The organism is Nocardia sp. NPDC058058 (genome assembly GCF_042885355.1).
In the GTDB taxonomy this organism is placed as follows: Bacteria; Actinomycetota; Actinomycetes; order Mycobacteriales; family Mycobacteriaceae; genus Nocardia.
The window spans coordinates 1,193,077-1,205,439 of sequence record NZ_JBHVSA010000004.1; the positions used below are offsets into that span (position 1 = coordinate 1,193,077).

The 12,363-nt window shown below is 67.3% G+C and carries 10 protein-coding genes; 1 reads left to right on the top strand and 9 read right to left on the bottom strand.

Annotated elements, in window-relative coordinates; translation table 11 throughout:
• Nucleotides 1-16: 16 nt before the first annotated feature.
• The 4 genes from ACFVUS_RS36580 to ACFVUS_RS36595 all read right to left on the bottom strand — a co-directional run bounded on the left by ACFVUS_RS36580 (nucleotide 17) and on the right by ACFVUS_RS36595 (nucleotide 6,737).
• Nucleotides 17-3,712, bottom strand: coding sequence for an arabinosyltransferase domain-containing protein (locus tag ACFVUS_RS36580; RefSeq protein WP_387777447.1), 3,696 nt, complete (start codon nucleotides 3,710-3,712; stop codon nucleotides 17-19).
• 186 nt (nucleotides 3,713-3,898) lie between these two features.
• The gene (locus ACFVUS_RS36585; protein WP_387777450.1) at nucleotides 3,899-4,261 is read right to left on the bottom strand and encodes a hypothetical protein; all 363 of its coding nucleotides are present in this window, start codon (nucleotides 4,259-4,261) and stop codon (nucleotides 3,899-3,901) included.
• A 68-nt stretch (nucleotides 4,262-4,329) separates the two neighbouring features.
• On the bottom strand, nucleotides 4,330-5,634 hold the full coding sequence (locus ACFVUS_RS36590) for a uracil-xanthine permease family protein (protein WP_387777453.1): 1,305 nt from the start codon (nucleotides 5,632-5,634) through the stop codon (nucleotides 4,330-4,332).
• Nucleotides 5,631-6,737, bottom strand: a complete 1,107-nt coding sequence (locus tag ACFVUS_RS36595; RefSeq protein WP_387777456.1) for an aryl-sulfate sulfotransferase — start codon at nucleotides 6,735-6,737, stop codon at nucleotides 5,631-5,633. Before ACFVUS_RS36595 ends, ACFVUS_RS36590 begins: the two co-directional genes overlap by 4 nt.
• 143 nt (nucleotides 6,738-6,880) lie before the next feature.
• On the opposite strand from ACFVUS_RS36595, the gene ACFVUS_RS36600 reads away from it, so the two are divergent.
• Complete coding sequence (locus ACFVUS_RS36600) at nucleotides 6,881-7,474, top strand: helix-turn-helix domain-containing protein (protein ID WP_387777459.1); 594 nt, start codon at nucleotides 6,881-6,883, stop codon at nucleotides 7,472-7,474.
• Here ACFVUS_RS36600 and ACFVUS_RS36605 read toward each other — a convergent pair.
• The 5 genes from ACFVUS_RS36605 to ACFVUS_RS36625 form a co-directional block, all read right to left on the bottom strand.
• A complete protein-coding gene (locus ACFVUS_RS36605; RefSeq protein WP_387777462.1) occupies nucleotides 7,467-8,396 on the bottom strand; it encodes a hypothetical protein in 930 nt (309 codons plus the stop codon). The two genes, ACFVUS_RS36600 and ACFVUS_RS36605, sit on opposite strands and share 8 nt — an antisense overlap.
• A 107-nt stretch (nucleotides 8,397-8,503) precedes the next feature.
• Nucleotides 8,504-9,940: an ABC1 kinase family protein gene (locus ACFVUS_RS36610; protein WP_387778550.1), complete on the bottom strand. Its 1,437-nt coding sequence runs from the start codon at nucleotides 9,938-9,940 to the stop codon at nucleotides 8,504-8,506.
• A gap of 356 nt (nucleotides 9,941-10,296) precedes the next feature.
• Nucleotides 10,297-11,100, bottom strand: a complete 804-nt coding sequence (locus ACFVUS_RS36615; protein ID WP_387777465.1) for a transglutaminase family protein — start codon at nucleotides 11,098-11,100, stop codon at nucleotides 10,297-10,299.
• 28 nt (nucleotides 11,101-11,128) lie between these two features.
• The gene (locus ACFVUS_RS36620) at nucleotides 11,129-11,497 is read right to left on the bottom strand and encodes a DUF5073 family protein (RefSeq protein ID WP_387777468.1); all 369 of its coding nucleotides are present in this window, start codon (nucleotides 11,495-11,497) and stop codon (nucleotides 11,129-11,131) included.
• A gap of 3 nt (nucleotides 11,498-11,500) precedes the next feature.
• Nucleotides 11,501-12,292, bottom strand: coding sequence for a heavy metal-binding domain-containing protein (locus tag ACFVUS_RS36625; protein WP_387777471.1), 792 nt, complete (start codon nucleotides 12,290-12,292; stop codon nucleotides 11,501-11,503).
• Between the last annotated feature and the right edge of the window lie 71 nt (nucleotides 12,293-12,363).

Sequence of the window (12,363 nt, forward strand, 5' to 3'; positions counted from 1 at the left end):
CGCCTACTCGAGCGTGCTACTCGGTCTTGATCGGAGCGTCATCGACCCAGCCCCAGCGGTTTTCGACCCGTACCGAGATATCCGCCTGTGGGGCACGGGCATTGGCGGCGAAGGAGTAGCGCTGGAGTTCGCCCCAGTCTCGCGTCCAATCGTGATTCAGATAGGACGGGACGGTGCGCGGGGTCAGCAGCAGATCGATCCAGCCCAGCGGGCCGCCACCGGAATCACCCTGCCAGGAGGTGGAGACCTGGGAATTGAGCTTGTCCGGCAGGATGCGCCAGCCGGGCAGTTCCGCAACGCCGTCGCGGTGATCGAGCGGGTGCTGGCATGGGAACGCAAGTCCCACATGGAAATCCGTCAGCACCGGTTCGGACCCGCCGACGACCGAGTTGAGTGTCGATAGCCGGGGCAACCGGGGCGGGGTTACTGCCAGCCACTGCGTGCCGGTTGTGCCGTCGGTCTGGGCGACCAGGCGAATCGCATTGGTCTGCTGGGGAATTCGATCCAGCGCGATGGGTAGATTCCGCCACATGGGCGCGCCGCCGACACCGGGCGGCACCAGATCGCCCAGCGGGGTGAGGGTGCCGTCCTCGGCGCGGTGCGCGAACTCCACGCGCAATCGCTGACCGTCGATGTGGTGGCCGTTGTCATCGGTGGCCGCGATGCGGCCCGCGACCGTCAGCACCAGCACGCGATAGGCGGAATCCCGCTGTGCCGCAGCGAGATCCATGCGGTACCACTGCGTGGTGAGATGTGCGGGCTGCCGGTCGTCGGTGCTGTAGCTGCCGAGCACCGGGGTGCGGGCGGCATCCAAACCGAATGGCAGCGCGACCGTGCTGCCATTGATTCCGGTCTCGGTGGCGGAGCCGCCGGGCCCACCCGGTGGCGGACCGCCATGTGTCCCCGGACCGCCGGGACCGCCGCTGCCCGGCCCGCCGCCGGGCGGGCCACCGGCGGAAGGTCCACCACCCGAAGGTCCACTGCCCGAAGGCGGTCCGGACTGTTTGCCGCCCGGCCCGTCCGGCATCAGATCGCCGACGCCGTTGGCGGTGAAGCCGGAGTTCTCGGCGGCCAGCCCGTCGGCGGGCTTACCGCTGTACGGTTCCAGCACCGAACCGGGCGTATCCGTCTCCACCAGTACGTCATCCGCCATCGCGCAGTCCTTGCCCGCGAGGGTGCGCAGGTTCGACAGCGCCACCGAATACGCCGGATATCGCGCGTACGCGGCCTGCGCCATGGCTGCCACCTCGAACAGCACCAGCGCGGCCGCCGCGACGGTCAACGGCCTGATCCGGGTGAAACGTTCGGTGGACGAGGCGGTTCCGAGCGGATCGCGATAGTACTGCCACCCCGCCACCACCAGGCTCAGCATCGCGAGCACCAGGAAAACGGTGGCGATGCTCATCCCGCCCAGCACCGGCGCGCGGTCCGGCCAGGACACCCCGTAGCCGGAGACGTACCACCAGCCATTGGACCCGGTGAACGTGACGGCGAGCAGGAACAGCACCCCCGCGCCGAACAGCCAGCGCCGATAAGATGCGCGAATTCTGTTGCCGCTCAGCGCAACCGTGGTGATCGCCGCCAGTGCGGCGGCGAGTCCCGCGTACACCCCGAAATGATGGGTCCACTTGGTCGGCGTGAACATCATCAAGAGCAGCGCCATCACCACGATGCCCAGTGCTCGCGTCACGGGCCCGCGCGCGGTATCCGGAATCCGGAACCCGCGACCGCGCGCCACGAGCACGCAAACCCCGAGGCACAGCAGCATTCCGAGAATCCCGAACCGCCTGGCCAGCGACCCGTCCGGAGTCAGCGACAACAGTGATTCCCACCGCGTCGGCTCATCCGACCACCCCAGATTCGGCCCCACCAGCGTCCGAACCCGCGTCGCCTCCAGCACCGAGGCAATCGTCTGATCCGCGAACACTACAACCAGCACCAGCACCCCGGCTGCCACGATCGGCGCGAGCAATGCGCCGTACCGCAGCAGCTTCGCCCCGGAATCGGTTCGGGCACGGGCGATTACGGTGCGGATGACCGAGCGGGAACCGGCTATCAGGGCGGCTACACAGATCAGGCCGCTGGGACCGGCGGCCAGGGAGAAGGCCGCGATCAGGACGGCTACCGCGGCGGGGAGGAGGCGGCGGGTGGCTATGGCGCGCTCCATCGAGCACCAGGTGAGGAGTGCGCCCAGGGCGATCAGGGGTTCGGGGCGCAGGCCGTTGTTGTAGGGGAGCCAGATGGCCAGGAATATCAGCGCGGCGGTCCAGCGGGCGGCCGCGTGCGCGCGGACGCGAGAACCCAGGCGGGGCAGCACTTCCCGGCTGATCACCAGCCAGCAGAGGATGCCCGCGAGCAGGGACGGCAGGCGTAGCCAGAGGCTGGCGTCGGTGAATCTGGTCAGCTGGGCGAGGATTTCGTACGGCCAGCCGAACGGGGCCTCCGCGACCTGGAACCAGCGGTAGTAGTTGGCGGTGTATCCGGCGTGCTTGGACGCTCGGGCCATGGTGAGGATGTAGCCGTCATCGGAAGTGTTGGCCCCGATCACATGCCACAGCGCCAGTACCGCGATCACCGCGCCGTCCACCCGGCCGAATCGCCACCAGCGGGCGGGCAGGAACCGGCGCGTTCTACGCCCGTCGGCGGAATCGAGCAGATGCAGGCAGATCAGTGCGATCAGTGTGCACAGCACCGCGCCCACGATCGCGGCGAGCTTGACCGCACTCGGACTGGACGAGAACCGCGAATCGATCTCGGCGTGCAGCCGCGCATCGGTCAGCCGCGCCCGATCCAAATCCGTGTAGACGCCGACGATCTGCGGCCGCACATCCTTGTCGATCGTGGTCCGATACGGCGTGCCGTCTTTGCGATTGAGCCCGGTCAGCTCCGCCGTGGTCGACCCGGACGTCGAATGTATGACCAGTGCACCGCAATTGGGAGGCGGTGACGTCTCCCGGTTCGCGGCCGGGCCCGCACCACTGCCGATCACCGAGTTGGTGCCCGGATCAGTTCCTGGGTTCGAGGGTGTATTTCCAGCTGGCGGAGTGGAATCCGCAGGCGGCGTACTGCCGGGTGGCGGTGTGCTGCCCGGGGGCGGTGTCGAGCCTGGCGGGGGAGTCGCACCGGGTGGTGGTGTCGAGCCTGGCGGGGGAGTCGCACCGGGCGGTGGTGTCGACCCTGGGGGCGGGGTTGCACCCGGCGGTGGTGTGCTGCCCGGAGGAGGCGTGGATCCCGGGGGAGGTGTGTTGCTCCCGACCGGCTGATTGCCGCCCGGTGGCCCGGTGGCAGGGGGTTGGCTGCGAGCGGTGGTCGGCGGATTCGGGTCGAATATCGGCGCGGCCGTGGATATCTCGTTCAGGGGCACCGTGAGGAGCTGGGTATCGCGGAGCAGCACCGAGAGGGTGCGGCCGGAGCCGTTCTTGTCCTCGATACGGGCCAGTAGACCCTTCGCCGTCGCACCCTCGGATTTGGGTGGGACGGTTGCCAGCACGGTGCCGGTGGTCAGATCGCGCAGGGCGGTGCAGGGGATGCTCACGTCCAGGGCGAGGGGGACGTAGTCCACCAGGGGAGCGGTGAGCTGAATCGACTGGGGTTGCGGCCAATCCAGGCTCGCGCGATCCTGGCGCACCGGTAGCAGCGGAGTCAGCACCGCCAGCAGGATGCCGAGCACGCCCGCGAGGAGCCCGATCAGCCTGATTCGGCCGAGCCCCATCCTGCCCGGTAGGTCACCGGTCGCGCCCCATCGCGAAATTCCCCGTGCCGTAATCGGAATCGTCCCCCATCCACCGGCGTACTGCCGCCGGCGTCACTGCCGTTCACTCGCCGGGACGGATCGATTCCACCCCGGCGTCCTGCCGCCCCGAGGCTACCGATAGCCGGTGGCCCGCCGCCTCCCGAATTATTTGTTCACGGTGAGCAGCCAGGAGCCGTTGCAGCCCTGTCCGGAGTTCTGCTCGGCATCGTAGGTCCAATCCCGGGGCACCTCTTTGTCGAGGCGCACCTCCCAGAACCCGTTCGGCGAGGTGATGATCGAATTCGCCTCGTCGGCAACCACCGTGGGCTGCTCATTGTCGTCGTAATTCCAGGTGCCGGACACCTCGGGATACTTCAGGGTGAGGGTGAGCGGCCCCCCGCTGTGATTCGCCACCACCAGGCAGGAGCCCGGATGATCGTCGCCCCGCTCGGCATTCGCGGGTGCGGCGGCGAGCGCCAGTAGCACCCCGGTGGTGACTGCCGCCGCGCCGATCGAGCTGAATCGCATTGTTCCTCCCCTGATCCGCCCACACAGTACCGAATCCCCGGTACCCCCTCCAGTTGTGAATTCTCCAGTTATGGCGATGGTTCCGCGCTCGGTGCACGGCGGCTGAACAGCAGGTGTACCAGCACCCCGGTAATGGCGGACATGGTCACCCCGCTGCCGAGCAGCAGCCGCAGATCGGACGGGAAGCTCTTGTACAGCCCCGGCACCAGAATCGGCAGCAGTCCGGCGGTCAGCGCCGCGGTCGCGGTGATGAGCGCGGCATCGGAATCCAGATCGACCTGCCGGAACATGCCGATGGCCGCCGCGATGATCATCGCGAACACAATGGCGGCGGTACCGCCCACCACCGGTCCCGGCAGTGAGTTCACCAGTCGCCCAATGGGAGCCACGAACGCCGCGATCACCAGCAGCGCACCGGTCAGCATGGTGACGTACCGGCTGCGCACTCCGGTCAACCGCAGCAGGCCGACATTCTCACCGCTGGTCACCATGGTCGCGCCGCCGAACAGGCCGCCCAGCAGCGAGGTCACCGCGTCACCGCGAATGGTGCGCCCGGTGGTCACGCTGGTGTCGATCTCCCTGCCGATGATCTTGGCGTTCAGCACCGTCTGCCCGGTCGCCTCGGCCATCGAACCGATGCTGAAGACCAGCAGCGGCACCGCCGCCAGGAAATCGAAATGTGGTGTGCCGAACAGGAACAACCGCGGCAACTGCGCGACCTCGGACCCGGATTGCAGATGGAACTGACCCAGCGCGGCCGCCACCAGGCAGCCCGCGATCATGCCCAGCAGCACCGACACCCGTCGCCAGGCCCGCGGCAGGAACCGGTGCGCCACCACGGTGCTCACCACCGTCACCCCGGCCAGCGCCACCGCGGTCCGCGAAGGCTGTTCGCCCACAATGAGATTGCCCGCCACCTTGACCAGGTTGACCCCGATGACCAGCACCATGCTCGCCATGACCACCATCGGCAGCCGGGTCACCAGCCGCCGCGCCACCGGCACCAGCACGATCCCGGCCACCGCGGTGATGATCACCGCACCGCTGGCCGTGGCCGCATCGGATTCCTGCGCGATCTGAATGAACAGCACCACCGCCGCCCCGCCCGGCAGCATGACGAACGGCAGTCCCGCACCCAGCGAAAACCGGCCGCTGGATTGCAGAATCGTGCCGATACCGCTGAAAAGCAGGGTGGCGCACAGCAATGCGCGCGCCTGCCCGTCATCGAGTCGCAGACTGTGCGCGATCAACAGCACCGAGGTGATCGGCATGGCCACCATCACCGCCAGGTGTTGCAGCGCGGCGGTGAACGCGCGCGCCGGCGGCGGGATCTCGTCGACGGCCGAATCCGGCTGTACGGCGGTAATACTCACAGCGCACCGAGCCAGGGGATGTCCTCGCCGCGGTAGCGGTACGCGCGGAAGATGGCATTGGAGATGCCCGGGAACACCGCCGCGGTATCGGGATCCGGGTATTCGGTGAACGACGGCACCACGTACTCCCAGACGATCCGCCGTTCCGGCGTCACCTCGAAGATGCGCCCGAACGCCGCCTCGGTGATGAGGGTATTGCCATTGGGCAGCCGCTGCGCCCCGCCCATGAACGGGGTGAAGAACGCCTCGCGCGGCGAATCCTGATAGCTCCACGCGATATCGCCGGTGGCGGTGTCGATTTCGACGACCCGGCTGTAGGTCACCGATTCCCCGGTCCGGAAGGTGCCGTTGTCGAACACCAGAATGCGCCCGTCCCCTACCGGGGTGGCGTGATGCTGCTGCGCCAGGCTGGCGCGATCGGCCAGCGTGCTCGCCTTACCGGTGCGCCGATCGATGGTGATCACGGCCGAGACGCTGCGCAGGCTGGCGACCACGGTGTGCTCATCGAGCGGGTACACGCTGTTGATCAGCGGCCAGTGCTCGCGCCAATAGTGCGGCTGCAAACCGAATTCGGCCGGATCGAGGTGTTCGACCGCCCGCCACTCCCACAGCGATGTGCCGTCGGGCGCGGCCTCCCTGATGACATCGGACCAGACGATCCCGTCGGCCTCGGTGCCGGGCACACCGCCCCGGATGCGCGCCGCGTCGGCCCCGCGCAGCGGTTCCACCGTGGCGTACAGCACCCGCCCGTCGTCGTAGTGGTGCGCGTCGTGGTGCTGGTAATCGTCGCGAATCTCGTTGAGCAGCACGCCCTGTGCGTCGTACCGGCCCATGGACCCGCCGCTGTACTTGCGCCACATGGCGAACAGCGGCGCGATATTCAGGGTCGCGCCGTTGTAGGCCAGCTCGCCGTCCAACAGTCGGGCATGGCGGCCCGGCCGGTACGGCAGCGTCCATCGGTGCGCGAGTTCGCCGTCCAGGTCGACCAGGTCGACGATGCCGTTGCCCGCCAGCGGCGCGTACAGCGTGTACCCGGGCGAGGCCAGCTCGCGATCGCTGCCGATCAGTCCCGTACCCCGACGTTTGAGCGTGTTCTGCTCCACCGAACCTCCTGAATATTTAGTGATACTGAATATTCAGTACGCTGGCGATCGGCAGAAGCCTTCTGCTCACGGTGAGGCAAACCCGTGCGATCGCCCGGGCAGGGCCGACAATGAGGCCGTTCGGATACCGACGAGAGGGCGATGTGAGCGGCGAGAGTGTGACGGGATCCGATTCCGGTCTGCGCGATGTCATCCATCGCCGCAGACGCGCCGCCGGGCTGACCCTGGCCCAGCTCGCGGTGCGGACCGAACTCTCACAATCGTTCCTGAGCCAGCTGGAGAACGGCCGCACCAATACCAGCCTGCGGTCGCTGCAGCGCATCGCCGACGCGCTGGGCACCACCGCCACCGAACTCCTGGCCGCCGCCGACACCGCGCCCACCGCGACGGTGGTGCGCGCCGCCGATGACACCGCGCTGGCGCAGGCCGAACACGGCGGCGACGGTTCGGTGCGCTCGCTGGTGCACGGCGTGCGGGATCTGCGCGCGCTGGAATTCACCGGTGGCACCGAACGCGGTGATCGCGAATTCGCGCACGGCAACGACGAATTGATCCACGTGGTGGCCGGGACCATCACGGTGATCGCCGGTGGCGAGGAGATCATCCTCGCCACCGGCGACAGTTACTACTGTGTGGCGGGTGTGGCCCACCGCTGGTGGGCGCACACCCCCGAGACCCGCACGCTGGTCGTCGCGGTGGCGGACGGCCGGACCGTGCGCCGCGCCCGGATCAGCTGACGGTGAAGGAGAAGGTCGGCGCGGTGCCCTCGCCCTTCTTGGCGTCGTAGGTCACCACGTAGGTTCCGGTGCCGGGCGAGGGCACCACGAAGATCGCGAAATTCTTTGCGTTGTCGATGGTTTGATTGCGTTCGAGCAATTCGTTGATGGGCCCGCGAATATCGGCGGGCACATTCTGTCCGTCCGGTGTTTTCACGCTGAAGTATTCGTAGAAGATATTCGCGCCGCCATCGGAAATGCCCGAGCCACCGATGATTTTGACGTGCAGCGCGAGATCCATCTTTCCGTTCTCGCCCTTGGTGTAACTGGGACTCAGTGTGCCGCCGGTGATTTGGATGGTCGTCTGATCCTGCACGAGTGTTCCCGAGACGCTCAGGTCGCGGGGCTGGATGCTCTGCACCTTGCCATCGGCCGCTATCGGAATGATGGTCTGATTCTCGGCGGCGGTGCCGTATATGACCTTCAGGGTGTCCAGCAGATGCTGGGCATCGGACAGCTTCTTCACCGTGGTGGTGACATTGCCGGTGGCCGAACCCTTTCCGGGCACGGCCGGATTGTCGAAGCCCGCCCCGGCGTCGATCTCATTGCCCACCTGCAACGTCGGCACGATGCTCAACGTCTTGTTGTCGGTGGTGGTGTTCTTGTAGGTGATGTCGATGCGGATCTTGGCCCCGCCGAACTCATCCGGGACCACCGTCGCCTTGTCCACCGTGATGTCGAAGCCCTCGTACCAGCCGGTCTTGCCGACGGTGCGGACGGTGGCCTGACCGTTGCTCGTGCTGCCGCCCGGGTTACCGCCGCCGGGCTGGCCGGTGCCCATCGGCTGCGCGATTTGCGAACTGCTCGGCCCGGCCTTGGTGTCCTTGTCATTGCACGCCGTCATGAGCAATGCCGACGTGCCGATCACGAGCACCGCCCCCACGGTTGTGAAAATTCTGTTTGTCGATCGCACGCTCTGCCTCCCAGAAGATTGCCATCTCAGTGCGCGACGCCCGGAAGATCCGGACGAGTGATTCGCAGTGAAATCCTCTACGACGCGTTGTTCGTTAACGGGGTGATGGTCGTCACATCAGTCTCGCACTCTTGTGGCTGTCCGGCCCGCCAATCCCGGTGCAGGCGGCCCAGTTCGGTGACCGGCTCGGCGTCGTAGAGCCATTCCCTGGCAATGCGATGCCAGTTCGCGGTGGCGCGCAGCTGGCCCAGGGTGGCGCAGGTCCAGAAGTCCACGCGGCGGGAGAACAGGTGCTCCGGCGGCAGGTTCTGCCTGCGCATACCGTCGAATTCGGCGATGCGCGGATCGACCGCGTGCAGGAAGGCCGCCGACGCCAGTTCCGGGGTGAGCGGCAACTCCTCGTCCACCAGGCTCCACTCGGCCGCCGAGAGCACGTAGTTGTAGCACTCCTCGGGGGTGACGCCGGACTGCTCGTCGATGACGCCGCGCTCGACCATGAGCCGGTACAGGTCGTCATCGCGATCCTCGGCGGTGGCGCGCAGGCAGGTGGCCTCGAAGGCGATGTGCTCGTGCGCCATTCGCTTGTAGAGCCCGAAATCCAGGAAGACCACGCGGCCGTCCGGGCGCAGCAGCAGATTACCCGGATGTGGATCACCGCAGAACTCGGCGAACTCGAACAGCGAACCCACGTAGAAGCGGTAGACGATCTCGCCGATGCGATCGCGGTCGGCGTCGGGCAGCGCCCGCATGGCCTCGAAATCCAGGCCGGGGGAGTACTCGGTCACCAGTACGCGGCGACTGCTGTACTCCGGAAACGCCTGCGGTACAGCGATGAACGGGTGGTCGGCGTACAGCTCCGCCACATGTCGCTGGGTGCGGGCCTCGATCTCGTAGTCGAGTTCCTTCTCGAAGTTGGCGCGCATCTCATCCAGCACGCCGAGCGTGAAACCGGGCAGCATCACCTGCTGCATCATCACCCGGAGCATGCCCAGATTGCGCAGGTCCGCGCGCACCGCCTGTTCGATGCCCGGATACTGCACCTTCACCGCGACCGCCGTGCCGTCGAAAAGCCGTGCCCGATAGACCTGTCCGATGGAGGCGGCCGCGATCGGCTCCGGATCGAATTCGGCGAACAGCTCATCGAGCGGTTTGCCGAGATCCTCCTCGATGACCCCGCGCATGGCCTCGAACCCCACCGCCGGCGCGTGATCGAAGAGCACGGCCAGGCGGCGCTGGAAGCTCTCCCGATACCGGGGCGGTACCAACTCCAGATCCAGCAGCGACAGCAGCTGCCCGAGTTTCATCGCCAGGCCCTTCATCTGGCCCAGCACCGAAACCAGCGATTCGGCCAGATGTAGGACCGACTCATCGGCCATGCGGGCACGCACCTCGGCGGATCTGCCGATCATGGCGAGTTTGGTGCGGCGCTTGCGGACGGCCTGTACGGCCACCACCGCACCGAGTTTGGAACCGCGGGCCAGCCGCGAGGTCGATACGGGCTTCGATCCGGTCATGGCCGGCCTTTCCACGGGATCGCTGTCGTACTCGACCGTGCCGCGATCACGATCGCCGATCAGCATCATCGCACCTTCGCGAGCACACCGTCGGCAATCGCCGCAGATGCGGGGATTTCGCGGCCCGGGGGCGTGCGCGTCGCCGCGAAACGACTGGATTCCGGCCAAATCTTTCCGGTCCGGAAAGTCCTTTTCGACCTTGAAATGGGTTACTCACCAGCTCTTTTCCCGGATCTCCCGTCCGCTCGGGGGTGATCGAGGCCGGGGTGCTGAGTCATTCTCGAATGGCACCAGATCCTGCGAAGGGGGCAGGATCTGGTGCAGACTTCCGGGGCCCGCGAACCCGGCGCGGGCCCTCAGGCCAGGGTCAGCGGCTGCTCGAAATCGTCATAGGGGAGCGGGCCCTCGACGAAGGCGTTGACCCACAGGCCATTGACGGTGATGTCACCGCCGTGGTTGCCCAGGAACGCGATATCGGAGGCGTCGCGTCCGGTGGCGATGCGGACCAGGGTGGAGCGCGGGGCCAGACGGGTGGGGTCCAGGACCCGCCACATGCCGCCCACGTACGCCTCGGGGACGGAGTGGAAATCCATCGGGACGCCACCCGGGGGATAGGCCGAGGCGACCCGGGCGGGCACGCCGACCGCGCGCAGCAGCGCGACCGTGAGGTGGGAGAAATCGCGGCAGACGCCGGTGCCGGACAGCAGGGTCTCCACCGCGCCGTCGCTGGGGGTGCTGCCGCCGGGGAGATAGCGGACCCGGCGCGCCACCCAGGCGGCGACCCGCGCGGGGGTTTCCGGATCATCGATGCCGCAACCGAATTCGGCCGCCGCGAAATTGAGCAGCTTATCGGATTCGGCGAAGCGGCTCGGGCGGGTGTAGATCGCGAGATCGTAGTCCGAGGGCGGCTCCGCGAGCGCCGCGCCGAGCACGGTCGCACTGTAGTAGGCGTGCAAATTACCCGCGCCACAGCGCAATACGTGAATCCGGGTGCCGTGCGGGCCGATCACCTCGCGCGCCTGACACCGCATTCCATCGAGTTCGAAGACCAGTGATTCGCTCAACTCCATACCGGGCTGGCGGGCCACGGCGATCTGGAACTCGAGCACGGTATCGGCATGTACAAGGACGTCGAGATGGGCGGAGACGTCGCGCTTCACCCCCTAATACTCGCAGGTGAACGCCCGCTCAGCCGACTGTTTCCAAGACCTCCAGCGCCGCGGCGATGCGCGGCACCGCCGGTTCGCCGAAACCCGTCACCAGATCGGAAAGGGCGCGCGCCACATGCGGTCCGACCGCGGCCGCGATGAGCACATCCTCGGCCAGCACAATGCCGTTCACCACGTGCGCGGCGCGCACCCGCTGATCACCGGTCACCTCGTAGCGCCATGAACCCAATTGCAGCCGTTCGGGTTCGGAGCGGAACACCCCGCGTTTGGCGGGCGTGCGCACCGCGCCCGGTACGCCGGCGAACACGGTGAAGACCATCGCGACACCGCCGGGACCGTGCAGCGCCGCACCGATCACCCGCGCCGCGTGCTCGGCATCGAAATCCACCGGTCAGCCGCCCATCGGGAGCACGAACTGCGGGGTGATCGTCTCGCCGGTTCCGGTGCGGCGCAACGCCGTTCCGGCCGCGTAGAACTCGACGGTGTGATGACCCCAGGCGTAGTTCTGGATCTGGAACTCCACGCCGGTGACGCCGATCCCGCCATCGCGCTCGGCCTCGGCCTGCATGCGCGACATGGCCAACTCGCGGGCCTGATAGTTGCCCTGCGTCCACTGCGGCATCTCGACGTTATTGCCGATCTGGCGCATCGACTGCATGAAACCCTGTACGGCCACGTGGAATACGCAATTGCCCATGACGAACGCCACCGGCGCGAACCCGGACCGCATCAGCGTCACCATGTCCTGGCCGGACAGATGACTGGTGAACGCCTGCCCGTTCGGCCTGCGAAAACGCCCCGGCTCCTGGGTGAATCGCACCGCGGTGCCGACGGCGATGAATTCCAGATGGCTGGCCTCGGCCCCCACGTGCCGCCACTCCAGCCGCACCCCCACCACGCCATCGGCGTGCAACGCGTCCGCCTCGGCCTGCATCCGGGTCATGGCATTCCACCGCGCCCGATAGGTGGCCTCGGTCAGCACGGTCAACTCCATCTGCTGCCGAATCCCGGTGAACTGGAACCCCACGTGATAGACCGACACGCCCATCACCAGATCGATCGGCTCGAACCCCGCCCCATGCAGCAGCGCGAACTCATTGACCGACAGATCCGAGGTGAAGATCCGCCCCGCATGCGAGAGCCGCTCACCCGCGGTCGGTTCCAACGGTGGATTAGGTTGCACGACCCCTGCCTCCCATAGACGACCATCGCCACTGTACGACGCCGAATCCCACCCCGCCCGCCGCCGATCCC

Excerpts from the sequence above, each read along its gene's own strand:
- ACFVUS_RS36580 (WP_387777447.1), bottom strand. The coding sequence starts at position 3,712 with ATGGGGCTCGGCCGAATCAGGCTGATCGGGCTCCTCGCGGGCGTGCTC.
- ACFVUS_RS36585 (WP_387777450.1), bottom strand. The coding sequence starts at position 4,261 with ATGCGATTCAGCTCGATCGGCGCGGCGGCAGTCACCACCGGGGTGCTA.
- ACFVUS_RS36610 (WP_387778550.1), bottom strand. The coding sequence starts at position 9,940 with ATGACCGGATCGAAGCCCGTATCGACCTCGCGGCTGGCCCGCGGTTCC.